Raw genomic sequence first — 25,368 nt, 5'->3', positions numbered from 1 at the left:
GGTCACCTCGCCAGGGGGGAGTTGATCTCGCGCCGGGCCAGCCGTCGGCCGAACACCAGCCAGTCCTCGTCGTGCCACACCGACCGCAGCCCGCGCAGCCGGGAACGGTCGCGGTACGCGGTGGCCAGGCCCTCGGGCAGTTGCCACCACAGGTCGCGGACCGCGGTCAGCCCGTCCGGGTCGTCGCCGCGCGGCCACAGCAGGACCGGGCAGTACGGCAGCAGCAGGTCCAGCACGCCCGGCAGGTCGGCCGGGCGGTGGTCGATGGCGATGGCCCGGCCGAACTCGCCGTTGGCCAGCCGCTCGTCGAGCAGGCCGAGGTCGGCGACGGCGGCCGCGTCCAGCGGGTCCACCGGCGGCTGCCCGTCCCGCGCGGCGGCGATCCTGGCGAGCACTTCGCGGGCGTTGTCGTGCAGGTCGGGGCTGTGCGTGTCGGGGTCGAGCCATCCGGCCCACTGGGTGAGCACCTGGTAGCGAGCGCCGAAGTAGAACCGGTGGGGCCTGCTGCGCTCGGGGGTCCAGGTGTCAAGCAGGTGCGTGGGGACCGCCAGGTCGATCGACCCGAGCCGCTCACCCGCGCGGAGGTGGTCGCTGGCCCAGTGCACCGCGTCCCAGATGGCTGACTCGACGCTGGCTTGGGTGCGGCCCGCTTCGAACGCGTACTGGGGTGGGGGCCACTCCCCCGGCCGCAGCAACCAGGCGTCGACCTCGTCGGGCCAGAGGGGCGCGGCGCAGGCGAGGCTGAGCACGAGTCTTAGCTCGCGGCGGCTGGTAGGGCTCTTGGCCGCTTGTGCTGCCGCGTCGGCCAGCTCGGGTTCCGCGTTGTGCTGACTCGCCCAACTGTCCAGTGCTCGCGGACTGATACCGAGTTCACGGGCTAGAGCGACTAAGAACCGCGTGACAGGTACCTCAGGGGATTCGCCTACCGCTGCGGCCAACGCCGCCTCTTCGGTTGCGCTCCTCAGCAACTGGGTCCCGTTGAAGCTAAGAGCCCTGGTGAGTCCCACCTTCGCCCCAGCCAGGCGCATGGCCTCGGTGGAGAGGTCGGCGCCGAAGTGCTCGCGTAGGTACTCGACAGCGCTGACCGCCACGTCGAGCTGGTTGCACAACTTGATGACGCGGCGGGCGGGGATCAGGTCACGAGACCGCTCGGCGGCGGCTCTTAGCGTCGTCAGCCGCTCTTGCGTCCACGCTGATGGGATCGGGTAGTGCTGGTCCCAGCCCTGCACGGCCTTGTCCAGGGTTGACCGGCCTACCGGGCCGAGGAGGTCGATCTCCGCTGTCCACGCCGGGTTAGGGCCCAGTGCCACGGGTAAGCCGGTGAACTCGCCGTCGAGTCGTCCGGCGAGAGCGTCATCGAAGAAGAAGGCGGACCGACCGTCGGCGATGCCCGCGTGCAGGTACTCGGCCAGTTTCATCGAGAGGACGAACCCCGGCCTGGTGGACGTCATGATGGCGACACCGTCAACCGCGGCGGTAGGCCCGTCGAGTACGACCGCCACCTTGGTGTACTGGGCGGCGAGGGACACCAACTTGGGGATGTCCAGTTCGTCGCCGTCAGAACGCGGGTCGCCGAGGAAAGCCAGGAGCAGGACCTTCTTCGCACCCGCCGCCAAACGCGCGGCGGTGACCACGTGGGTCTTGGCGTCAGCGCTGTCGCCGACGGTGACAACCGCACCACCGACGTCGGTCAGCGCTGTCGTGACCTGGTCCAAACCGCGTGGCGACAGCGCCGTCGCGCTGTGCGCGGCGAGGACGAGCAGGTGCCGTGGCCGCAGGTTCGTCATCCGCGCAGTCGCCGCTCCAGTCACCGAACGTGGATCACCACCCTAGATCGGTGACCGGGGCGCGGGCATTACCGGGTCAGGCATTACCCGGTTGGGCTGTCGCGGCCTCGGCGATCGGTGCCGATCAGCCGCCGTAAGCGCGGATGGTGGTCTGTTCGACGGTGTTGCCATCGGCGTCGGTGGCCTTACCGCGCAGGGACACGTACACGGTGCCTGCGGGCTCGGTGACGGCACCCACCCCGTTGACAACGGGCACGTCGACCCAGGTCACCCCGTCGTTGAAGGACGCGGAGAGGGTCAACGACGTCACCGCGGAGCCCTTCACCGAGGGCTGACGGCTGACGGACACGCCTACCTTGGTCGTTCGAGTGGGGGCGTGGTTGCGCGGGTCAAGTCCATCGGGTGCGAACCTGAGAGCCATAAGAGGCAGGATCGTGCCGCCCTTGCTGAACGTCTGCGGCCGCACCGAGGTGAACGTCCACGTGGTCATCAGACGCGCGGACAGCGGCGCACTGCGTTCCATCGTGGCCTCAAGCCGGTAGTTCGCTGCGGCCTCCGGGACGTCGAAAGATCCCGTGCCCGGATCGCTCGTCCTACCGACAAGCTCACCTTCGCGGTATAGGGCTGTCGAGGCGGTGTCTACGAGGGATTGCCCGAGCCGGTCAGGGCCGTCGGCAAGCATCGGCAGACCAAGGGAGATCGTGTCGTTGACGCGGACAGCCGCGCCGTCACGCGGTAGCGCGGGTCCGAACGCCGCCGAGTTCCAGTTGTCCGTGTAGGCCTGGCCGGGCGACTGCTTGACCACGTCGGTGTCGGAGACCGATTCGGTGATGACCTGGTTCTTCACCACCCGCGACTGCTGGAATTCCGCCGACCACTGCTGCCCGGGATCAGCGCCGTGGAATTCCGTCCGGGTCGACGGGAGCGCCACCGGGAGGCCGTACCCGGAACCGGTCTGGAACACCGGCTCGGACACCAGCCACAACTTCGTCCCGTTCCGCTTCGTCTGCAACTGCCGGTAGGTCGAATCCGCGCGGACCAGCGCACTGTCCTCGATGTGCCTGCTGAAACCGGACGGCAGTTCGCCGGATTGGAACCACGCCAGGTTGTAGCTCACCGGTGCGCTCTCCACCCCGCCCGAGGCGTCCGGGACGTAGAAAGCTCCCCCGACATCGGCGATCACGTTGGGGATCGGTCCGCCGAGTTGGGTGGTGAAGATCCGGTCGAACGTGTTGCCGAGAATGCCCGCGTACAGGGTCCCCCAGGGCAGTCTCCGGCCATATCCGGTGCCGACGACATACGGTTGCACGCCGGGTCGGGCGAAATCGACGGAAATGGGTTTGGCCTGGGCGGCGTCCAGGGTCACCGTGGTGTCCCCGTCGACCTGGACCGTGGGCTGAACGACCTTGCGCGAGGCGATCAGCCCGCTGGACACGGGTTCGGAGATGACGGTGTCAACGTGGTAGGTGCCCTTGTGCACGCGGACCTTGCCAACGCCGTTGACCGTCCAAATCGGACGGTACCGGTCTTCGCTGACCCCCCACAGCAGTGTGTAGTTGCTGTCCGAAGGCACGCCATCGGCGTTCACCGTGCGCACCGTGAGGTCATAGCTCTCCGGTTCCCGATCCACCGCGACCGGCGTGGTGATCCGCTCGACCCCACCCTCGGCGACAACCCACGCGCTGTATTCGGCGTCATCGGCCGGAACCCGGGTGTCGATGGTGACATCGACGCTGGAACGACCACCCGCAGGCACGGTCACATCCTGGGCCGACAACGCGAACATCCCGGCGGGCGCGTTCCCGGCCAGCGACAACCTGAGCACCAACGGAACCGACGCCGTATTCACATAAGACAGCTTTTTGACCTCAACAGGATCGTCGTTGTGCGGCCACGACTGGCGGCCGGCCGAGATCGCAGGCGGGTCGGAATAGCCGACCTGGTTGATCGCCCGCCCCGCATCGACCCGCCCGGCTCCTTCCTGGAAAGCACCCGGCCCGTCCAGCCGTTTCGCCGACGCCATCAATGCGGCCTTCAACTGCGCCGGTGTCCAGTCCGGGTGCCGCTGCGCCAGCAACGCGGCCGATCCGGCGACGTGCGGGGTGGCCATCGAGGTGCCGCTCATCGTCACGTACTTGTCGGACTTCTTACCCAGCGTGGAGAACTTCGACCGCGCGGCCGTGATGCTCACTCCCGGTGCCACGATCTCGGGCTTCAACGCGGCGTCGTGCACGCGGGGGCCGCGCGAGGAGAACCCGGCGTAGTTGTCCGACTTGTCGACAGCCCCAACGGCCAACGCCGAATCCGCACTAGCCGGGGACGATACGGTCCCCGCGCCGTAGTTGCCGTCGTTGCCCGCCGCCACTACGAACAACGCGCGGTCGCTGAGCCGGTTAATAGCGGCCTCCAGCGGGTCCACGTCCTCCGTGTCCGTGCCGCCAAGACTGAGGTTGACCACCTTCGCGCCTGAGTCGACCGCCCACTGCATGCCCGCGAGGATCGCGGAGTCCGCGCAGCCGCGAACCCCGCACACCTTGCCGACCAGCAGTTTCGCCTCGGGCGCGACCCCGACGTACTTACCCGCCGACGCCGACCCGGTGCCCGCGATCGTCGAGGCGACGTGGGTGCCGTGCCCGTCGGCATCAGCCAGTTCGCCGCCCTCGCCGGTGAAGTCCTTGCTCGCGATGATGCCGCGCTTGAGGTCCGGATGGGTGCCGTCGATACCGGTGTCCAGCACGGCGACCGGCACGCCCTTGCCGGTGAACCCCGCCGCCCACGCGGTCGGCGCCCCGATCTGCGGCACGCTGACGTCCAGGCTCGGCCTGCGCACCCCGTCCAGCCACACCCGCCCGGCGGTCCGCGACCGGGTCCACCGGGTCCAGAACGAGCCCGTGTCGACCTTGGCCAGCGCCACCGCCTTCGAGTCCACAGCAGACAATGCGATCCCCGCGCCGGGCGCCGCCGCAGGCACGATCAGCGGCAGGTCGGCGCGCTTCTCGTCGCCGAACCCGTCCCGCAGCAACGCGGCGACGTCGAACAGCCGCCGGTCCACCCGCCCGGCCTGCAGCGGCGCCCACGCGTCCGACGGGACCACGGACAGGTCGTCGTCGACCCCGGAGGTCGCGAACTGCACACCCTCCCGCCCCGCCCCCGGCTGCACGGACGGCACGAGCCGCGCGCCGACCTTGGTGACCGTGACGTGGTCACCGGTGACGAGGGTGAGCGAACCGACGTACTCGGGGCGCTGCTGCGGGTCGCCGCTCGCGGCCGAACCGGGGACCGCGAGACCGAGCAACGCGGCCGCCGTGACGGTGACAAGAGCCAGGACTGGGCGCATCAGCCCAACCAACTCGACGGTGACAACGCCGGTCTAGGTCCATTCGTAGGCTGCCATTGCCAGTGACCTGACAGGTCTCTAAGGACGCCGGGGTGACACTGTCGGCATGCTGCGGGGAATCTGGACCAACGCCCGACCGGTCGAACGGGTCGCCTTCACGATCGGCGCGGTCTTGTTCACCAGCGGGTTAGTGCACGTCGGCGTACTGCTGGTGACAGGGTGGACGTGGCTCGGCCCTCTCTCGTTACGCAAGGCAGCGACCTTCGGCCTGTCATTCGGTCTTACCCTGGCGACGGTCGCCTGGGCGACGTCGTTCATCACGGTAAAAGGTCGAAACCTACTGATCGGCCTGTTCGCGGGCGCAAGCGTCGTGGAAGTGATCCTGGTCAGCGTCCAGGCCTGGCGCGGGGTGCCCTCCCACTTCAACTTCGAGACACCGGGCGACACGGCGGTGTCGATGACGCTCGCGGCGGGTGGCGGCGTCCTTGTCCTCACCACCCTCGCCTTCACCATTTCCGCGATCACCGGCACCCGCCAGTCGTCGGCCACCCTCCGCCTGGCAGTCCGTTTTGGGCTGTTCGCCCTGCTCGCCGCGCTGGGGACGGGGGCAGCCATGATCGCCCGCGGGGTGGTCGCCGCGCGCACCGGCGACCCAGAGGTCGCCTACACCACCGCTGGATCGTTGAAGCCCCTGCACGCCGTCGCCATGCACGCCATCTTGGTCGTGCCCGCTGTCGCATGGCTGCTGGACCGGACCCAGTTGGCCGCTGACAGCCGCCTTCGCCTGGTCTGGGTCGCGATCGCCGCGTACACGGGGCTGATCCTCCTGGTGGGCGTCGAGTCGATCACCGGGGTTTCGCCGCTGTCGCCGCCTGTTGCCGTTGCCATCGCTTCCGCTGTGGCCGCTCTCGCTCTCGTTGGCGTGGGGAGTTTCGCCCTGTACAGCACACGTAAGCGTCCGCAGTCGGTGCGGTGAGTCAGGCGGACGTAGGAACCAACCTCTCGGCTTCCGCACCTGCGGACTGAGTGATTAGGACTGCGTAAGAGCCAAGGGCTGCGGCGGCGGCGAGCATCAGCCACGCTGCGAGGTTCTGGTCAGCCATCAAGTCATGCGGCCACCCCAGCGCCAGCCGAGTGTAGAAGCTCTTACCCAGTGCGCTCTCTCGCATCAGCAGCAGCGCACCCGACACAGCGTAACCGGCAGCGGCTAGCAATACCGGCCCACGGCTGGTGCGGGCGAACAACACCAGGCCTGACAGCAGCGAGATACCCAGGATCACCAACCGCGCCCAGTGTTGCCCGGCCACCGTGTCGTACAGCCCCAACGCGTAGGTCGCCACTGGGATAAGAGCAGTGGCCTGCGCGGCCAACCATGGCCGAGGCAACCACGCCGCGATAGGCCCCACGAGTGCCAGCGGCTTGCCCCGGGTCAGCAACGCGGGCACCACGAGCCCCACGAGTAGTTGCACCGTTACGTGCGCGGAGAACAAGGCGGGTTCGTACTTGCCCAGGCCGGAACTCGTGGCTACTAGAAGCACCGCGCACCCGGCCAACCACGAGACGGTACGGGTAAGAGGCCATGGGTCGGTTCGTCGGCGGAGGCGGTCGAGGTACCAGAGGGCGGCAGCGACAGCGGCTGTGCCGAATACCAGGTCGAAGCGCCAGGTTGTGAGAATTCGTGACAGAGTAAGAGGTTCCGGTAGGGGGAAGCCGACAAGGACCTCGGTGGCCGACAGCTTGCGTCGCTCTCCGATGGGGCCGGGGGTGCGGCTTAGTCCTACCGCCAAGCCGATGGTGGCCAGCATAAGGACCACTTCGACAGCCCCGAGCCGCAACAGTGCTCTTGGTCGGCCGTTGTCCATCGCGCGCAGGGTGCGGGTTCGGTGGAGGTAGCCGAAGAATCCCAGGAGTAGTGCGGCACTGGTCTTGGCGACCACGAGCAGTCCGTATTGAGTGCCGAGTTCGCCCAAAGACAACCGGAGCGACGCGTTGACTACGCCGGTCACTACGACCGCCACCCAGCAACCGAGTGCGACGGCGGAGTACAGGCGCGCGGTCGAGGCGGCATAAGAGCGGCTGGTTAGGACCAACAGTGCGATGAGGCCGCCGACCCATAGAGACATGGCAACGACGTGGAGCACGAGGCTGTCGCTGGCGATGTCATGGTCGCCGCCGGCCGACGAGTGGCCGGTTAAGGCGACTGGGGCGATACCGATCAACGACAGCACCAACAGTGCGACAGGCTTCCCGTCGAGACGTACGCCCACCCACACCAGTCCAGCCACGTTGGCCACTACGAGCCACGCCAACGCTACGGACAGGCGGCCCACCGTCGACCCCAGCACGGGGAGGACACCGAATATGGACTTGCCCAGTGCGTCCGCACAGGTCAATACGACCATGGCCGCTGCCAACGCCGCCCACCAGCCAGCCAGGGTGCCCGCGATCCGCATGCCTGCGCGCTCGCGTGGTGCCAAGACGGCTGCACTGAGTAACGCGCCCACTACGAGCACGGAGGCGACCTCGGCGAACACGCGCGTTGCTGGGAGGCCGACCCGGACAAGGCCACCTGCGTCCGGTAGCCCAATCAAGGGCACGGGGGCGACGGCGGTAAGACCGGCTGCGAGAAGCGCGCCGGAGAACACGCCGACGGCGAGCAGCGGCGCGAACCGGGTCCGTTCCATAGACACAACCTTCCCGGTCGTCAGGGTCGCCCGTGGCCCCGATCCGAGGACAGCACCTCGAAGGAGGCGATCTTCCAGTTCCCGTCGACCTGGACCATCGTCACCGCGTCGACCAGGGTGAGGTTCGGCCGGACCAGGGTCACCGTTACCTTCGCGCCCTCCGGCGTGGTCACCGTGGCGCCCACCTGGAAGGACACCATGGTGTCCGCCTTGGCCCGCTCGCACAGCCCCTGGACCGTGCCGTACGCGCCCCGCACGGGGTCGGTGAGCAGGTCGAACGCCCGTGGGCAGTCCTTGTCCATGGCGGCCTGGAAGTAGCCGGACACGGCGGCGGCCGGGGTCGCCTCGTCGGAGCCGCCGAACAGCCAGAACTGGGCGGCGACGGCGGCGGCGACCGCGGCGGCCACCCCGGCTCGGACACCGGGCCGCCGCGCGAGCGACGACCCGGTGCCCTTGGCCGGGGTCTCGACCGAGGTCATCAGCCGTGCCGGAACACGACGGTGGTGACCATCCACGGCGTGTTCGCCGCCGAGTTCACCGTCGCGTTGGGCCGGGCGCCGATGGCGGCGGGCTGGTCCTCGATCACCATCTCCATGTCGCCCGCGGGCGAGGAGTTCAGGCGCTGCGTGAAGCCCGCGCCTGCCGTGAGGTTGCGGCTGAACCCGGAGTCGACATAGAAGCCGACCGCGAGTTGGCTGTCATCCGTGGTCGCCGCGGTCTGGCCGGACGAGGCCGCGGCCGAGCTCCCGACGGCGGACACGAACTTGTCCACGGCACCCAGCCCGCTCGCCAGAGAGAGACCGGAGTACTCGACCGCACCGACACCCACGTCCGCGGACGATGACGCCGACGCGGTGACCGTCAGCTTCTGCCCGCCGCCGGAGGTGATCGGCGCGGTCCAGATGCTCTGCTCGGTGTTGTCGGACGCGACGACACTGGACACCTTGGTGTAGACGTTGCCCGCGGAGTCGCGCACGCCGGTAGCCCTACCGCTGCTGGTGTTCCACACGCCGACCTGGACCACCATGCGGTCACCGGTCTGCACCGCCGACGTCGTGGTCACCGCGCGCTCGGCACCCGGCCCACGACCCGACACCTGCTGCACGTAGCCAGGAATGGGTGTCGCCGACGGGGTTACCACGTTCGACGGCTGAGATTCGCCACTGGTGCCGATGCCGTTGGTGGCGGTGACCTTGAAGGTGTAAGAGGTGCCGTTGGTCAGACCGGTGACCTGCGCGGTGGTACCCGTCACGGCGACCGGCGTCTGCGCCGTAGTGCCCACGTACGGCGTGACGGTGTAGCCCGTGATGGGGTTGCCGCCGTCGCTTGGCGCGGACCAGCTCACCGTCGCGGAGGCGTTACTGGCAACGGCAGCGACACCGGACGGGGCCGACGGCGCCGTGATCGACGGCAGGATTCGCACGGTCTTAGCGACCGACGGGACCCCGGCCGAGTTCACGATGAACACCATGTAGTCACCGGGCGGCGCCATGTTCGCCCCGGACGGGGTCTGCACGGTCAGCGTGCCCACGCCCTTGGTGAACTGCAGCGGGACGAACCGCTGGTCCATGTCGCTCTGGTGCGTGTCCGCGCCCACCGACACGAGGTTGACCGCGCTGATGTCGGCCGAGTCCGGCGTCGCCAACGAGATGCTCTGGCCGTAGGCGGTGCTCGCGGGCGCGGTGGTGATCGACGGCCGGGACCCGTTGAACAGGTACGGCGGCGAGTAGATCTGGCCGGAGGGCTGCCCCGGCACGGTCGCGCTGATGTGGTGACCGCCGCCCGCGACCAGCACCCGGCCGTCCGGCATCAGCAGCGCCGTCTGGTGGTACTGGCGCGGCACGGCCATCGACGCGGCGGTGGACCACTGCTCGGTGGCCGGGTCCCAGATCTCCGCGGTCAGGATGTTGGTGTTGAGCTTGCTCTGGTCGCTGGACGGGGCGCCGCCGACCGCGAGGACCTTGCCGTCGGCGAGCGTGGTCAGCGTGTGGAAGTCGCGCGCGACGTTCATCGGCGCGGTCCGGCGCCAGGTCGGGGTCGCCGCGGTCAGGTCGATCACCGAGGTGTTCGCCATCGCCGGGGCGCCGTCGGACACCGTGGCCGAGCCGCCGCTGTAGAGGATCTTGCCGGGGCGGTACATGGTGGACGAGCCGTTGACGACACCGCTCGCGCCGACCGGGGTCCACGTCTGGTTGTTGACGTCGAGCCAGTAGGACACGTCCTCGGACGGGCCCATGGTGAACACCTTGCCGTTCGGCGCGAGGTACGCGAACGGGTACTCCACCTCGTGGATCTGCGAGGTGTTCACGTTGGACAGCACGGTCCAGGTGTTGTTGCCCGGGTCGTAGACCTCGGGGTGCTCGGCCCAGGTGTAGGCGTCCGAGGTGTTGCCGGAGATGGTGACGTAGCGGCCGTCCGGCAGCTCGGTCACGCTCGGGTACCAGCGCGGGTAGTGCATGTCCGCGACGCGGCTCCACGAGTTGGTGGCCGGGTCGAAGATCGTGGTGTCCTTGATGCCCAACTCACCGGTCGAGACCACGCCGTAACCACCGACGACGAGCACGCGGCCGTCCGGCAGGTGCGCGTTGGCGGCGCAGAAGATGCTGTCCGGCGCCATGATCGTGGTGAAGTTGTTGGTGGCCGGGTCCCACAGGTAGGTGGGCTCCGGCTGGTGCCACCCGTCCCACAGGATGTACTTGCCGTTGTTGAGCGCGATCATGTGCACCGCGACGAACGGCCAGTTCATCGCCGGTTCCCACTGTCCCTGCGGCGAGGCCGTAGGCGTAACCGCGTTCGACGGGGCCGACGCCACACTCGTACCGATGGTGTTCGTCGCCGCGACCGTGAAGGTGTAAGAGGTGCCGTTGGTCAGATTCGGCACCTGCAACGTCGGCGTCGATCCACTAAGGATGATGGGCGCCTGCGCAGTGCCGTTCGCGTACGGCGTGATGGTGTAAGAGATGATGGGGTTACCACCGTTCGGCGGCACCGTCCAGTTCAGCGTCGCGGTGGCGTTACCGGCCTGGGCGACAACAGAAGTCGGTGCACTCGGCGCGGTCGGCCCGTTACCGCCACCCTGCGCCGCCTTGAACACAATGGTCGCCATCAACCACGGCACACCCGCACCGGTGGTCACTCCCGCGCTCGGCTGCTCGCCCGCGCCAACCGCCCTGTCTTCCAGGACGTACTCCATGTCGGACGCGGGCGACACGTTCACGCGCGAGGTGAACCCCGCGCCCGCCGTCAACGTCTTGCTGAACCCGGAGTCCGCATAGAACCCGATCGCGATCCCGTCGCCCGTGGTAACCGGCGTCGGACCCGAGGTGACGACCCCGGCGACCGTGCTGGTCCCCGTCGCCTGCGCCTTCTGGTCCACCACCGTCGCGTCCGCGACCTGCGACAACCCGGAGTACTCCGCCGCCGCGACCCCGATGTCCGCCTTCGCCGTCGGCGTCACCGTGATCGCGGGCTTGGTGCCACCGCCGTTGACAACGGGAGCACTCCACACACTCAACTCGGTACCGTCCGACGCCACCACCGAAGCCAACTCGGTATACGTGTTGTTGGCCGCGTCCTTGACCGTCTTCGCTTTGGCGTTCCCACTGCTCCACACGCCAACCTGAACCACGATCCGGTTCCCGGTCACCACATTGTTCGGCAGCGTCACCGCCTTGCTCGTAGCCACCGCCCGAGCACTCACCTGCTGCACGAAGGTAGGCGCCGCCGCCACCGCGTACCCCGGTACCGCCACCCCCACCAACACGGCCGCGATACCCGCCGCCACTCCCACCCGCACCCGGCGAGCCCGAACCACCCTCATAACCCGTCCTCACCCACCACAGGCCGACCACGTCGCCTGTACATCGCCCCTTCCCCACCAACGTTTCGCGTTCCACAAAATTAGTCCGAACAGCGGTACTGCCGACGAATTTCCTTACAGGGTAGGAAATTTCCGCACACCGAACACCCAGGGCGCCCACTCACCACAACGACGCAAAACGGACACCGCTACCTCGACGGCTCCCAGGTGAGCCCCACCACGGAGTTCTCCACCGATGGCCACACCTGCCGAATGGCGGGCCCGGTGACCGGCACCCGCTCCGCCCGCACCCGCCTGCCCGCCAGGTGGTCGGTCCACGCACCCCACGACGCCACACCGGGCACCCAGCCGTCGAACTCCACGGCGATGGTCAGGTTCTCGGTCCGCCCCAGCGCCGCCCGCCGCACCTCGGTGATCGGCTCCGCACCCACGAACCAGGCCCGGTACTCCAGCGACGCGGCTTCCCACAGCGCCAACGGCTGGTCCAACTTGATCTCCGTGGAGTGCAACCCACCTCCGTGGACGAAGGTCGGTCCAGGCTTGCCGCCCTGCAGCACCTCGATCCGCACCTCCCGCGGCTCGTGCGTGAACATGTAGGAGTCCACGCCTTCCGCCACCGCGCGAATGACGTGGAGCGTGTGCCTGCTGACGAGCGCGCCCGTCTGACCCACCGAATACCGCTCGAATACGGAAACCGTCCGGTGCCGCTGCGGCAGCACCATTTCCCGGCGGTTGCACAACGTGTCCACAACACCCTGGATACCACCAGCGGACGCCCACAGCGCCAGAAGCGAAAGACGATCTTCATCGGTCATCGAGAACGCGTCCATGAACAACGTCAGCGTGACCCCGGTGAGCACCTCACCCGAGAGCGCCCGTGAGACCAGGTCCTTGAGGCTGCGCGGTGTCCGCCTGGCCTCGCCGGTGTCCAACAGCCACTTCGCGATCACCTGGCTGATGGCGGCCTGTTCACCGCCATCAGCGGTCCGATGCCGCGAACGCCGCCACTGCTCGCGGTATGCCGAGTTGCGCAGCAACAGTTCCCGCAGGCGCATACCCGTCTCACGAACGTGAAGAGGCCGCGACACCACTGATCACCTCCGGCTCACCACGCCGATGCTACCGATTCGCAACACGTCCGAAAATCTCCACGAAAGTATGGTTCCCGCTGATTGGGACCCAATCAACCACACTGCCACGACCTATGTGCGACAAAGTTGCGACAACCCCACGGTGCGATGTCCACACCCGGGCCACATCGGCGCGGGAGAACGAGGAGGACATCGGTGTCACAACCTGAGGAACCCACCGAGCTGACCGTCGTACCGTCGCCCGCCCCCGACGTCGAGTTGCGGACCATCCACACCGCCGACAGCCCGGACCCGTTCCGGAAGCAGTTGGAGGCCGTCTACCTGGCGTACGACGCGCTACGCCCCCTGCCGCCGGAGAGCTTGCGGCAGGCGGTGTCGCTGCTGCTGCAGGCACTGGGGTACGAGTCGTCCATCGCGCCAACAGGAGCTTCAGCGGCGCGGGCCGAGACCGAGCCGGGCAACGTCAAGGAGTTCATCAAGCAGAAGAGGCCGGACAACGCCGCGGAACGGATCGCGTGCCTGGCGTACTACCTGGCCGAGTACCGCGGTACCACCCAGTTCAAGATGTCGGACATCGAGAAGATCAACCGAGAGGCCGCCATGGCGGCCTTCGGCAACCCGACTCGTGACCTGGACAGCGCGACCCGCGGCCACGGATTCTTGGTCGCCGCGGACAACGGGGCCAAGCAGTTGTCGCACCGGGGCGAAGCGGTGGTGGCGGCGTTGCCCGACCGGGCGGCCGTGCGGGCCGCGCTCACCGAGCACCCGGCTCCTCGTCGGAAACGATCGGGTGCGGCGAGGCCGAGCAGCGCGAAGGAACCCGTGAACGCCGGGATCGACGAATGAGCGAGTCGGTTGAGGCGGTGCTGGCGGTCGCGTACGACAAGGCGCTGGTGCGCGAACTGCTCGGCACGTACAAGGACGCGAAGGACAACTTCTACCTCGGCAAGCTGCGGCCGACCGAGGTAGAAGGTGGGCGGTTCTGCGAAGCCGCCTACCGCATCCTCCAGCAGATCACCACGGGGACGTTCACCTCGCTCGACGACAACCTCAAGACCGAGGAGATCGCGAATCGGCTGTCCCGGCTCCGGGAGGCCGACCACCCGAAGTCCGTGCGGATCTACCTACCGCGAGCGCTACGGGTGGTTTACGACATCCGGAACAGCCGGGACGCGGCGCACTTGGCGGATGGGATCGACCCGAACCTGCAGGACTCGACGCTGGTCATCGGGGTGTTGGACTGGGTGCTCGCGGAGTTCGTGCGGCTCAGTGGGCATGTGTCGGCCGATGTGGCGCAACGGTTGGTCGACACGCTGGTGACCCGGAAGATACCGGTCGTGCAGGAATTCGGTGATGTGCCGAAGGTGCTGCGCCGAGACCTACCGGCGAGCGATCACATCCTGGCACTGCTCTACCACTGCGGCGATGCCGGTGCTCCAGCGGGGAAGCTGAAGCAGTGGCTGCCGGAGAAGATGCGGGCCAATTTCCGGCGGACCGCGGCCAGTCTGGACGATCGCGCCCTGGTGCACGTCAACGAGGAGGTGTACCGGATCACGCGGACCGGTCAGGCCCGGGTGGAGAGCGCCGGGTTGCTCGGGCCGTTCCCGATGCAGGCGGCAGGGTGAGCGAGGCCTGGCCGGTAGTCCCCCGGGGGCGACCGGTCAGGCGTTCTTGAGGCCGCCGTGGAGGTGGCCGACCTGGATGGTGGTGCCGGAGTGCTGGCCGCCGGTGATGACGTTGTGGACGGGGGCCAGGCGGGGGTCTTGGCGGGGCTGGGGGGGGGGGGGGGGGGTGGGGTCCGGGGCGGCGGGGACCAGGCCGGAGGCGAGGAGGTCGCCGGTGGGGTGCGGGATGTGCAGGTGGGCGGCGGCCTCGTACTCCTTGATGTGGACGTCGACCGGGGTGGTGGGGAGGGTGGCGTAGCCGGCGGCGATGACGTCGTCGTGGACGCGGTTGGAGAGGATGACGGCGAGGAAGGTGCGGTCGGGGTCGGACCGCTTGAGGGCGTCGCGGAGGGGGGCGGCGTCGAGCAGGCGGTGGGCGGTGACCAGGGCACGGCCGCCGCCGGGCTGCAGGACCGGGCCGACGTGCAGGGCGGCGCGCAGCCGCAGCCGCAGGGCGCGGTCGGCCTCGCGCATCCACACGTCGCGCGCGGTGAGCACCTCCTGCAGCACCCCGAACAGCCGCGCGACCAGGGCCGGCAGGTGCCGGGGGTCGAGGCACAGGCCGAGCCCGTCGCCGGTGTCCTGGGCGTAGAGCCGCTCCTCCCAGGCGCCTGCCAGGCCGCTCTTGGCGAACGCGACCCGGATGACCTCCGGGATGGCCTCGGCCAGCCGCCGCTGGCCGGGGTCGGTGTTCGACCCGTACCGCTCGGCGTCCACGGCCAGCACGGCGCGGTACGGCGGCAGTTCGTCAGCGCTCACCACGGCAACTCACCCTCATCAGTCGGTCGATCAAGTCCGCCCGTCAACGGTACCCATCCACCCCGTCACTGACAGTTGACAATTCCTGGTCGTTCCCTCGAACGGCGCACACCGCAGACCACTCGGGCGCCGACACCCGGTGCCGCCGGGCGACAGGTCCACTACCTCTCGTCATCAAGCATCTCGCATGGCGCGTATTCACGAATTCGTCGAGCACCCGGCCCGAATTGTCGCGTTCCCCCGACCACCCCATTCCCAGTTATCCGCCGCGACCACCCTTCCGCCGCCAGGCTATCCCCCGCTGAGCAGCCCGAACAGTGACAATCCCTCGCCTGTGGACAACCTGCGGGCTATGTGGACAACTCCCGCCCGCAGCACTCCGCGACAAGATCGCCACCATCGCGACCGCCACCAGGTCCACCCGCGCACAACCGCTTGTCCGACAACGACTCCAACATCATCACCGACCAGCACAATCCGCCACAAACCAGCCGCAACCACACCCGGAGACCGTCCCCAAGATCGCCGCGGAACGGGTTCGACGAATAGCGAAAGAGCGTGCGGAGAACACCCACCGCGACATCCGGCCCGACCGAACCGAGAAGGTCGGCGCCGCCGCCAATCTGGTGATTTCCAGCGAGCGCATTGGTCTAGACCTAAACCGTTCCGCGCGCTAGATTCACTTGTGGTCTAGACCACATCGGCTATATCTCCGTCATCCCCATGGAGCCAACGCCATGAGACGCACCCTTCGTCGCTTGTCCACCGCGGCGGTGAGCCTCCTGCTGGCCACCGGCGCACTAGTCATCGCGAACCAACCGGCTTCGGCGGCGGGCGCACTCCGCGCGACGCTCGCATTGACCGGCACCACCGGCGAGTACACGGTCACCAACAGTGGTAGCGCAGCCGTCACCGGTTGGGCTATCAGCTTCGAGCTGCCGGCGGGCGTAACCGCAACCGCTAACGCGAACTCCACCGTCAGCCAGACCGGCACCCGCGTCACCCTTAGCCCGGCGTACTACATCAACACTCTTCAGCCGGGCCGCTCCACCTACCCGTACAACCCGTCCTTCCGTCTTAGCGCCACGGCGACGCCCACGAAGTGCCGCGTCGACAACGGCAACTGTGATGGCACTCCTGACACACCGCCCGCTGCCCCGGCGAACCTGCGTGCGACGGTGAAGACGACCAAGACCATCACACTGGCGTGGGACGCGGCCGCGATGGGCTCGCTGCCGATCGCCAGCTACGACGTCTACCAGGGCACCGCCCTGCTGACGAACACGGCCGACCTGACCACCAGCGTCGCCAACCTGACGCCGAACACGGCCTACACCTTCACCGTGAAGGCCAAGGACACCAACGGGTTGGCGTCCGCGGCGAGCACCCCGCTCACCGTGACCACCAACAACCCGTCCGACGACACCCAGGCACCCACCGTTCCCGCCGGTCTGCGCTCCACCGCGGCCGACTCCGGTAGCGTCACCCTCGCCTGGACCGCGTCGACGGACAACACCGGCGTGGTGGCCTACGACGTGTTCGTCAACGGTGCTGCCAACGCGACCGTCACCACCACCACGGCCAAGGTCACCGGCCTGTCGCCGTCCACCTCGTACAGCTTCACCGTGCGAGCCCGCGACGGTTACGACAACGCGTCCGCCCAGAGCGCGCCCGTTACTGCCAAGACCACCGACATCGTCAGCGGCTACGCCCGCGTCGGTTACTTCGTGCAGTGGGGCATCTATGGGCGTCAGTACTTCGTCAAGAACCTGGTCACCACCGGCGCCGCGGCGAAGCTGACGCACTTGCTCTACGCGTTCAACAACATCGACCCGACGAACCTCACCTGCCTGACGGGCGTCACCAAGAGCACGACGAGCAACCCCGAGGACCCGAACCAGGGTGACGGGGCGAGCGACGCCGAGGCCGACTACTCGCGTCCGATGTCGGCGGCCCAGTCCGTCGACGGCGTGGGCGACACCGGTTGGGAGCCGCTGCGCGGCAACTTCGGCCAGCTCAAGAAGCTCAAGGCGAAGTACCCCAACCTGAAGATCATCATGTCGATCGGCGGGTGGACCTACTCGAAGTACTTCTCCGACGTGGCCGCCACCGACGCGTCCCGCAAGAAGTTCGTCGCGTCCTGCATCGACGCCTACATCGACGGCAACATCAAGGCCTACGGCGGCGCCGGCGGCCCGGGTACCGCCGCGGGCATCTTCGACGGCATCGACATCGACTGGGAGTGGCCGGGCAGCCCCGACGGGCACCCGGGCAACCACTACTCGGCCGCCAACGACAAGGACAACCTGACCGCGCTGCTCAAGGAGTTCCGCACCCAGCTCGACGCCAAGAGCAAGACCACCGGCAAGCGGTACGAGCTGCACGCGTTCACCCCGGCCGACCCGAACAAGGTCCAGCTCGGCTGGGACATCCCCAAGGTCTTCGACTACCTCGACGTCGCCAACGTGCAGGGCTACGACTTCCACGGCTCCGGCAGCGACAACTCGTGGGAGCCGAACCAGACCGGCCACCAGGCCAACCTGTACGACGACGTGGACGACCCGAATGCCACCAAGTTCAGCGTCGAGCGCGCCATCAAGGCCTACACCGACCGCGGCGCCAACCCGCGCAAGCTGACCCTGGGTCTGGCGTTCTACGGCCGCGGCTGGCAGGGCGTGCCGGACAACGGCAAGAAGGGCGAGTGGCAGTCGGCGCAGGGCGCGGCCCCGGGCCAGTTCGCTGAGGAAGCGGGCACCCGCGGCTACAGCAACCTGCTCTCCAGCCTGCCCAACTGCACCATCTACCACGACACCCAGGCCGTCGCCACCGCCTGCTTCACCGGCGGCACCAGCGGCCAGTGGTGGACCTTCGACGACCCGTGGACCATCCAGCAGAAGACCGCCTGGCTCAAGACGAAGAACCTCCTCGGCATCATGGCCTGGGAGATGTCCGGCGACCCCGGCACCCTGATGACCGCCGTTGACACCGGCCTGAAGTAAATCCCCACCACACCGGATGGGCTCCCCGCACGCGGGGAGCCCATCCGCGTTTCTCAGGCCCACCGCTCCCGGTGCCACTTGAAGTACGTTTCGCTGTCGGGACCGTGTGCCGTGCACGTGCGTCCGGACAGGTAGTCCAAGTGTTGAGCCAACTTCCCCGTCATGCCGTCACTCTTGGCCACACGGACACGGCCACCTGTGTCAACGGTGACGATGCCAAGCTCGAACGCCTTGTCGCAGCCGAGAAGGCACGCGAGCATGGCAACGTTCTTGAGGTCTCCGCGCTCTTGGTCCGTACACTGCGACCGCTGCTTGATGTGAGCAGCGACGAGGAACCTGACGGGGAGGTCTTCGCCACACAGGTCACAACTGGCGGTTTCACCTGGCCCCACTAGGAGCTTGCGCAACGCATCCTGCTCGACCCGGTACTTGACCGTGGCCTTCCGGTCGAAGACAGCGAAGTCCTTGTCGACCGGGCCGGCGGTGCGTTTGGTGAAACGCCCGGTCCGCGCGTCGAAGTCGATGTCCGGCAGTTCCTTCAGCACCGTGCCGACGAACTCGTCCGGCAGGTCACCCGCCGCGATCGAGCCTTGCCCGTACACCTGGTCGAGGACCGGCTGGATGGCCGAGAACAGCACCGGGTGCTCGTCCAAGCCGTCGCTGGGCGCCACCCAGATCGCATCCGGGGTGAGCCGGGTGGCGATGTCCAGGCTGCCGTCGATGGCCTGCAACTTCTCCCCGGCGAAGGGCGCCAACAGGTCCCGGGCGTCTGGGCCGGAAAGACCCCGAGCCAACAGGTCGGCCAGCTTGGCCGCGTCCGCCGGTTCGTAACCGGGGACGCGCAAACGGAGCCGGATGCGCTTGGTCCTGTTGCTGTTGGTCTGGCCCGGCTGCTTCGAGATGCGCGCCTGGGGCTGGGTCAACCGGCGGTAGACGTCTTGCACGTCGACATCGGGGTGCAGCGCCAAGGGGTGGCGATGATCGTGCGCTGTTCCTCGGGCAGGTCGGCCAGGTCTTTCGACTCGACGACCGCCGACACGACGACGGCAGAGAGCGCGCCGAGACGGCGGGCCAGGAGCCGGATCGCATGGGGGTACTCGTGGTTGCGGGCGGGCTCCTTGCTGCCACCCGCGCTCTCCAGGAACAAAGAGATCGTGTCGCGATCGGGTTTGGTGGTGAACTCGGCGTTGAGCTGAGTACCTTCATCTGTTGAGGGCCGCACGAGGCAGAGTTACACCATTGCGGGGATGGCAGGACGCGGTGGGTGACGAATTGACGGACTGCGCGCACTCACAGTAAAGGGAACGACCTGGGGTGCCGCTACTGATGGGTGACGTGGCACCATCTGCGCACGCGCGGGGGACCGGGAAGGACGCACGGGATGAACAACCGGACCGAACAGATGGACGACCTGCAACTGGTCGCCCTGCCCACCGCCGTGGGGTGCACCGAGATGTTCGTGCGGTTTTCGGCCACCGAGTGGAAGCTGCGGCCGTTGCGGGACGCGGCGGCGGAGGCCGGGCGGAACCTGGCGAAGGCCGTGGTGGCGGCGGTGGACCCGGCGCGGCCGGGGATGTTGACGGCGCGGATCAGGGTGGCCGGGCCGGACCTGGTGATCGAGATCGAGACGCCGCCGGTGGTGCGGGTGCCGCCGGTGCCGGATGGTCCACGGGTGGGCGTCACCCAGTTGGGGGTCGGCCGTTATCTGCTGTGGGCGAGCCTGCCGTTACCGGCGGGCATGAGCGCGTCGGCGGTGCCGCTGCCCCGGCGGCAGCGCAAGCCGTCGCCCGCGGCGGCGATCGAGGCGGCGCGGGACCCGTTGCCCGACGACGGCGACGACGTGATGCAGCGCATCCTGTTCGGGCTGGCGAACAAGGCCCAGGAGCGGCACCGGCGTTGACGCGAGGCAGGGGCATGGGATCGGAGTGAGGATGCGCGGATCGCAGGCCCCCACGTTGGAGGCGGTCGCGCGCGCGGCCGGGGTGTCCCGGTCGACCGTGTCGCGAGTGATCAACGACCTGCCCGGGGTGAGCAAGCGGGCGAAGCTGGCGGTGGACCGGGCCATCGCCGAGTTGCGCTACGTGCCGAACCAGGCGGCGCGCAACCTGGTGACCCGGCGGACGAACTCGATCGCGCTCGTGGTGTCCGAGCGCGGCGACCGCCTGTTCAGTGACCCGTTCTTCGCGAAGATCCTGCGCGGCGTGTACGCGGGCATGGTCGGTAGCCGCAGGCAACTCGTGTTGCTGATGGACCAAGACCGCGTGGACGGTGCTCTTGAGTCCTACCTGTGCGGTGGACACGTTGACGGTGCCGTCGTCGTCAGTCTCCACCGGGGAGATCCGCTTCCGGCGCGTCTTATGGAGGCAGGGTTACCTGTCGTCCTTGTCGGTAGACCCTTAGAGGACGTCAACGTCCCTTACGTCGACTCCGACAACTTCACCGGCGCCGTCGAGGCCGCGCGGCACCTCATCGGTCTCGGCCGCCGCCGGATCGCGACGATCGCGGGGCCGCAGGACATGGCAGCGGGCGTGGACAGGCTCAACGGCTGGCAGGCCGGGATGGTCGAGACCGCCGACATGATCGCCTACGCGGACTTCAGCGTCGAAGGCGGCGCGCGCGCCATGGCCGAACTGCTCCAGAAATACCCGGACGTCGACGGTGTCTTCGCCGCAGCGGACATTATTGCCGTAGGCGCATTAAGGACCCTTGCCGAGCACGGTAAGCGCATCCCCGATGACATAGCGCTAGTCGGATTCGACGACTCCGTGCTCGCCACTACCACCGCGCCACAACTGACCACCGTGCGTCAGGACGTGGAGGAGTTGGGGCGCACCACAACCCAACACCTGTTGGCCCAGTTGGCCGGTGAGCAGCCGCTGCCGTCGTCGGTCCTGCTCCCGACGAAGCTCGTACAGCGTTCGTCAACCTGAACGCAACCGGCGCGCATACCCGGTTACCACTTTATTCACACTCGGCCTCACCGCTTAGGGTGGTATCTGTGCGACGCGCCGCTGCCTCTTGTCTCACAATGAGGTCACGTTCATAACATCGGTGGGGGTGGAATCCGATGCAACCCCAGGAAGGGGTCACGCATCCCATCAAGGGAGACCCGAACAAGCCCACCCCGAGGGGGAGATCTGCCATGAGTGAGCCCGCCGATCAGCCGAGCCACCGGGTTCGCGCCATGCTGCGCGCCGTCGCCGACGGCCGCGCCCAACTGGCCAGCGGCCGCGAACCCGACCTCTACATCGACGGCGTCCCGTGCTGCGACCAGTTCACCGCACACCAGCTCACCCACGACGGCCTCATCACCGCCACCCACGGCCGCTTCGGCGAGCTCGTCCCGGCCGTGCTGACCCCGGCGGGCCACACCGCCATCGGCACCGTCCTCGCCGCCTGACCGACTCGTGGTGCTCGGGTCCGGTCACGCCGGACCCGAAGGTCACCACCCGTCGATCACGTCCGCGGCTCGCTCACCGTCGCAGGCCCGCGCGCCGGGTCCGCGCGGCCAAGCGGAACCCGCACCGCTAGGCCGATCAGCGGTCACCGGGTTCTGTCGGTCCCCTCCCCTAGGCTTGAAATCCGGGGGCCCATCAGCCGGTTCGATCATGTACGGCTCGCTCTTGGTCAGTGGAAGATCGGGCCGGAGGCGAGGTCGGCTCCGGCGTCCGCCCACCACTGGACCTGCGCGGCGTCCGCGAGGCCGGTGACCAGCACGGAGATCCCCACCTCCCGCACCATCGGGATCAACCCGAGGGTGGCGCGGGTGAACAGGGCGGTCGGGTCGGGTTTGGCGAGGCGGCGGACGACGTGGTCGGAGACGCGGACCGTGTGGATCGGCAGGTCTTCCAGGCAGGCCAGGTCGCCGCGGCTGCGGCCGAAGCCGGTGAGCACGGAGCGGACGCCGATGTCGACCAGGACGTGCAGGTTGTCCTCGGCGGGCATGTCCGGCCCGCACAGCGACTGCACCGGCATCCCGAGTTCGAGCCGGTCGGCGTCGAGGCCGGTCTCGCCGAGCACCCGGCGCACGGCGGCGACGAGATCGGGGTCGGCGGCTTGCTCCGGGGTCAGCTCCAGGTACAGCGACGACCGCATGTCCGCGACCAGTTGGGCGGCGTGGCGGAGCACCCAGTGTCCCAAGGGGACTCCCAGACCGGTGTCGCGGAGGATCTCCTGGACCCGGGTGCTGTCCAGGGTGCCCAGTTTGGGGTGTTCCCAGCGGAGTTGGGCGTGCGTGGCCAGCCGGGTGCGGTCGGTGAGGGCGAGCACGGGCCAGAGGTCCAGGTCGAGCTCGCCGTTCTCCCAGGCCCCGGGGATGCCCGCGGCGAGGCGGTAGTGCTCGCGGTAGCGGTGGTTCTGCTCCGGGTCGACCAGGCACCACTGGCGGCGGCCCTGCAGCTTGAGCCGCCGCCGCGCGATGTCGGTGGCGCGCAACAGTTCGTCGGGGTCGCTGCCGGGTGATGGCAGGTTCAGCACGGCGATGGTGGCCGACGCCGCGATCCCCTCACCGTCCACATAGGTCGCTTCGGCGAGCACGTCGTTGATGTCACCGGCCACCGAGCCGATGTCCAGGCCGTCCGGCCCGTGCAGCAGCATGATCGCGAACTCGTCGCCCGCGATCCGGGCGATGGCGCCGGGGTGGTCGCCGACGACCTCGCGCAGCCGCTTGGTCACCTCGCGGAGCAGGTGGTCACCGGCTTCCCGGCCGACCCCGTCGTTGACGACGGCGAAATCGTCCAGGCCCAGGTGGAACACGGAGAGGGCGGCGCCGGTGCCGAGGGCTTCCTCCAACCGGCTGAGGAACGCCTGCCGGTTGGGCAGTCCGGTGAGCGGGTCGTGCGTGCCCTGGTAGCTGAGCCGGTTCTCCAGCAGGTACAGGTCGGAGACGTCCTCGACCATGGTGACGAAGTGGCCGGGCAGGTCGTCGCGGTCGCGCAGCAGCGACACGGCGATGCGCACCCAGGTGGTCTCGCCGTCGGCGCGGACGAACTGGGTGCGCTCGTGTAACTGCTGGCAGAGCCCGGCGGCGAGTTCGGCGTAGCGCTCGCGCAGGTATTCGCGCTCGGTGGGGTGGAACAGGTCGTCGAGGTCGCGCCCGAACAGCGTGCCCGGCTCGTGGCCGAGCATGACCTCCAACGCCTCGTTGGCGCGCGCGACGCCGAAGTCGAGGTCGGTGATCATCATGCCCAGCGCGGAAGTGGTGAAGACCTCGCGGAACCGGGCCTCGCTGGCGCGCAGGTCCCGCTCGACGTCAAGTGACAACGCTGTCCCCGGTTCGTGCAGGCGGGTGCCGCGGATGGCTTCGGCGAAACCGCTGGCGAGGGTGGCCAGCACGGTCGGCGCTGAGTCCACTGTGGCCAGACGGCTGGCGAACAGCTCGACGGTGGCCTGCAGGCACTCCGGCGTGTGGTACCCGGCGGCGACCAGGCGCGCGCCGACATCGCCCGGTCGGTCCAGCAGGACCGCGAGCATCGACTCCAACTCGCGCCCGACCGACGGGCGCGACACGCCGACCACCCTGGTCAACGCGGCGGCCCACTCGGTTGCCAGCTCAGCGCGGTCCACGCCAGACCGTCCTCTATCGGTTCCGACTACGCAGGTACTACTGAGGAGGTACCACTTTGCACCCGATCGAGTACCAAGCGCCACCCCATCGGCCCAACAAGTCCGGCGGTTTTCTACGCCGAACGGGTGACACTTAGGACGTCCGGGCGACAGCAACCCAAAAATCGGCACACACGGTGCAGCTCAGCCGGAACACGCGGCAACCACGGTCCAGGATTCACGCCCGGAACTACCCGACTGGTGGACACGACCACGGAGAGCACCCCTACTTCGGCGACGACGCCGCCCAGATTACTGACAAACCCCCACGTCCATTCGGGTCATCCTTGGCCCACCCCGCCCTACCCAGAGTGATCAACACCCTGCCACGTGGCAGATCGCCACCTGGCCGCCATCAGTCCATTGTGGACCCTCACAGCACCAACCCCCGCAACCGAACCGCCACGATCCGCGCCAACTCCCCCACCACCACCGCCCGCTCCGTCCCCCGGTCATGCCCCGACCGATGCCGCAGCGCCCCCAACGCCGCATCCCGGGTCAACCCCCGCCCACAGATCACAAACCGATGCCCGAACCGCCACTCGTAGATCAACTCGGCCCGCCCAAGACCAGGCCACCTGTCCCGCACCCGCCCCACCGACCGGACCTCGACCAACACCTCCGCCCAGTCCAATGTGGCCAGTACTGCGGCGGAAACCTCATCAAGCTCCCCCAACGACCGAAACGGCCGCTGCGCCCCCCCCTCCCCCACCCACCGCCGCGACCCACAACACCGCCCCAACCCGTCAACCACCCCCACCCCGAACCCCCCATTGACCACCTCCAACAACGACGCCATCCCCCCAGTAGACACCCGACGTCCGACAAGATCTACACCCCACTCCCTCCCCCAACCCCTTAGCCCACAACAACAACCCCACCACGCGACAACCCACCGCACAGAACCAGACACAGCCAGCCCACAACACCACCACCGCGCCACAACCCACCACGCAGAACCGGCACCACCAGCCCCAGAAACCCCCGCGCGATAACCCACCACACAAAACCGGCACCGCGCCCCTCGAAACCCGCCGACACCAACCGCCCGCTGGGGTGAAGTTGCTTTGTTTGGGGGACAGCAGCCTAAGCTCGCAGGCGGGTAAGCCACGCTTTCCAGTGGCCCCGCCTTTTAGCCTTACCCAGGCTGCTGTCAGGGGCCCCAAACAAAGCAACTTCACCCCAGCGGGCACAGCCCGCAAAATCCGGCGCCCCAGGCCGGCGTCGCCGCAGGCGACCAGGCCGAACCCCGAGGCGCAGCCGAGGCCCAGTGACCCTCACACCAAGATCAACCGCCGGCAAAGCCCCCAAATACACAGAGGGTTATTCACGCTTGCCTGTAGAACTGTAGGCCGAGGACTGCGGAGATGGTGGTGGCGAAGGTGTCGATGGGGCGTCGGTAGTCGGTGTGGAGGATGCGCCAGGTTTTGAGGTTGGCGATGGCGTGTTCGACGATGACTCGCTTCTTGTTGTGGTGGTGGTTGAAGTCCTTCTCCCAGTCGAGCAGGTCGCGGTGTTTGGGTTTCCTGATCGGTGTCAGCATCCCGGTGCCGACATAGCCCTTGTCGCCCATCCAGGCGGTCACGTCACGGTCATCCAGCATTCCGGATTCTCTCAGGCAGT

19 protein-coding genes are annotated in these 25,368 nt (G+C 68.2%); 7 read left to right on the top strand and 12 right to left on the bottom strand.

Annotated elements, in window-relative coordinates; genetic code table 11:
• Positions 1-2: 2 nt before the first annotated feature.
• Both H504_RS0116745 and H504_RS0116740 read right to left on the bottom strand, forming a co-directional pair.
• Positions 3-1,787 carry a vWA-MoxR associated conflict system protein gene (locus H504_RS0116745; RefSeq protein WP_026423708.1) on the bottom strand — a complete coding sequence of 595 codons (1,785 nt, stop codon included), beginning with the start codon at positions 1,785-1,787 and terminating at the stop codon, positions 3-5.
• Between the two features lie 124 nt (positions 1,788-1,911).
• Positions 1,912-5,124: a S8 family peptidase gene (locus H504_RS0116740; RefSeq protein WP_035304626.1), complete on the bottom strand. Its 3,213-nt coding sequence runs from the start codon at positions 5,122-5,124 to the stop codon at positions 1,912-1,914.
• A 106-nt stretch (positions 5,125-5,230) separates the two neighbouring features.
• On the opposite strand from H504_RS0116740, the gene H504_RS35520 reads away from it, so the two are divergent.
• On the top strand, positions 5,231-6,100 hold the full coding sequence (locus tag H504_RS35520) for a hypothetical protein (RefSeq protein WP_051385954.1): 870 nt from the start codon (positions 5,231-5,233) through the stop codon (positions 6,098-6,100).
• Between the two features lies 1 nt (position 6,101).
• Here H504_RS35520 and H504_RS35515 read toward each other — a convergent pair whose 3' ends face one another.
• The 4 genes from H504_RS35515 to H504_RS0116715 all read right to left on the bottom strand — a co-directional run bounded on the left by H504_RS35515 (position 6,102) and on the right by H504_RS0116715 (position 12,683).
• The gene (locus H504_RS35515; RefSeq protein ID WP_051385953.1) at positions 6,102-7,808 is read right to left on the bottom strand and encodes a bifunctional copper resistance protein CopD/cytochrome c oxidase assembly protein; all 1,707 of its coding nucleotides are present in this window, start codon (positions 7,806-7,808) and stop codon (positions 6,102-6,104) included.
• 20 nt (positions 7,809-7,828) lie between these two features.
• Positions 7,829-8,287, bottom strand: a complete 459-nt coding sequence (locus tag H504_RS0116725; protein ID WP_026423706.1) for a hypothetical protein — start codon at positions 8,285-8,287, stop codon at positions 7,829-7,831.
• A complete protein-coding gene (locus H504_RS38755; RefSeq protein WP_157440469.1) occupies positions 8,287-11,628 on the bottom strand; it encodes a galactose oxidase-like domain-containing protein in 3,342 nt (1,113 codons plus the stop codon). The genes H504_RS0116725 and H504_RS38755 overlap by 1 nt, the downstream gene beginning before the upstream one ends.
• 188 nt (positions 11,629-11,816) lie before the next feature.
• Positions 11,817-12,683, bottom strand: coding sequence for a hypothetical protein (locus tag H504_RS0116715; RefSeq protein ID WP_035304623.1), 867 nt, complete (start codon positions 12,681-12,683; stop codon positions 11,817-11,819).
• Between the two features lie 231 nt (positions 12,684-12,914).
• Here H504_RS0116715 and H504_RS0116710 point away from each other — a divergent pair, with 231 nt between their 5' ends.
• Together H504_RS0116710 and H504_RS0116705 are read left to right on the top strand one after the other, a co-directional pair.
• Complete coding sequence (locus tag H504_RS0116710) at positions 12,915-13,565, top strand: hypothetical protein (protein WP_026423703.1); 651 nt, start codon at positions 12,915-12,917, stop codon at positions 13,563-13,565.
• A complete protein-coding gene (locus H504_RS0116705; RefSeq protein ID WP_026423702.1) occupies positions 13,562-14,344 on the top strand; it encodes a hypothetical protein in 783 nt (260 codons plus the stop codon). The genes H504_RS0116710 and H504_RS0116705 overlap by 4 nt, the downstream gene beginning before the upstream one ends.
• 36 nt (positions 14,345-14,380) lie before the next feature.
• On the opposite strand, the gene H504_RS0116700 is transcribed toward H504_RS0116705, so the two are convergent.
• Positions 14,381-15,142: a hypothetical protein gene (locus H504_RS0116700; protein ID WP_035304642.1), complete on the bottom strand. Its 762-nt coding sequence runs from the start codon at positions 15,140-15,142 to the stop codon at positions 14,381-14,383.
• A gap of 737 nt (positions 15,143-15,879) precedes the next feature.
• On the opposite strand from H504_RS0116700, the gene H504_RS0116695 reads away from it, so the two are divergent.
• Complete coding sequence (locus H504_RS0116695; protein WP_084467802.1) at positions 15,880-18,141, top strand: glycosyl hydrolase family 18 protein; 2,262 nt, start codon at positions 15,880-15,882, stop codon at positions 18,139-18,141.
• Between the two features lie 53 nt (positions 18,142-18,194).
• Here the strand turns inward: H504_RS0116695 and H504_RS38750 are convergent, their stop codons facing one another.
• Both H504_RS38750 and H504_RS0116685 read right to left on the bottom strand, forming a co-directional pair.
• Positions 18,195-19,109 (bottom strand): hypothetical protein, encoded by a 915-nt coding sequence (locus H504_RS38750; protein ID WP_157440468.1) that lies wholly within the window; start codon positions 19,107-19,109, stop codon positions 18,195-18,197.
• Positions 19,061-19,363 carry a hypothetical protein gene (locus tag H504_RS0116685; RefSeq protein ID WP_026423698.1) on the bottom strand — a complete coding sequence of 101 codons (303 nt, stop codon included), beginning with the start codon at positions 19,361-19,363 and terminating at the stop codon, positions 19,061-19,063. The genes H504_RS38750 and H504_RS0116685 overlap by 49 nt, the downstream gene beginning before the upstream one ends.
• 159 nt (positions 19,364-19,522) lie before the next feature.
• Here H504_RS0116685 and H504_RS0116680 point away from each other — a divergent pair, with 159 nt between their 5' ends.
• The 3 genes from H504_RS0116680 (at position 19,523) to H504_RS0116670 (ending at position 21,541) form a co-directional block, all read left to right on the top strand.
• Positions 19,523-20,041, top strand: a complete 519-nt coding sequence (locus tag H504_RS0116680) for a hypothetical protein (RefSeq protein ID WP_026423697.1) — start codon at positions 19,523-19,525, stop codon at positions 20,039-20,041.
• 31 nt (positions 20,042-20,072) lie between these two features.
• On the top strand, positions 20,073-21,071 hold the full coding sequence (locus H504_RS0116675) for a LacI family DNA-binding transcriptional regulator (RefSeq protein ID WP_026423696.1): 999 nt from the start codon (positions 20,073-20,075) through the stop codon (positions 21,069-21,071).
• 212 nt (positions 21,072-21,283) lie between these two features.
• Positions 21,284-21,541, top strand: coding sequence for a hypothetical protein (locus H504_RS0116670; RefSeq protein WP_026423695.1), 258 nt, complete (start codon positions 21,284-21,286; stop codon positions 21,539-21,541).
• A gap of 227 nt (positions 21,542-21,768) precedes the next feature.
• Here H504_RS0116670 and H504_RS35500 read toward each other — a convergent pair whose 3' ends face one another.
• The 3 genes from H504_RS35500 to H504_RS0116655 all read right to left on the bottom strand — a co-directional run.
• Positions 21,769-23,706 carry an EAL domain-containing protein gene (locus tag H504_RS35500; protein ID WP_051385951.1) on the bottom strand — a complete coding sequence of 646 codons (1,938 nt, stop codon included), beginning with the start codon at positions 23,704-23,706 and terminating at the stop codon, positions 21,769-21,771.
• A gap of 412 nt (positions 23,707-24,118) precedes the next feature.
• Positions 24,119-24,544 carry a 2-oxo-4-hydroxy-4-carboxy-5-ureidoimidazoline decarboxylase gene (locus H504_RS44045; RefSeq protein ID WP_026423694.1) on the bottom strand — a complete coding sequence of 142 codons (426 nt, stop codon included), beginning with the start codon at positions 24,542-24,544 and terminating at the stop codon, positions 24,119-24,121.
• Positions 24,545-25,072: 528 nt separating this feature from the next.
• On the bottom strand, positions 25,073-25,368 hold a 296-nt coding region (locus H504_RS0116655), incomplete at its 5' end, for a transposase family protein (protein ID WP_026423693.1).

Origin of the sequence: Actinokineospora inagensis DSM 44258 (genome assembly GCF_000482865.1) — a bacterium.
GTDB classification, from domain to species: domain Bacteria; phylum Actinomycetota; class Actinomycetes; order Mycobacteriales; family Pseudonocardiaceae; genus Actinokineospora; species Actinokineospora inagensis.
This window is presented reverse-complemented; position numbering and strand designations above follow the sequence as displayed.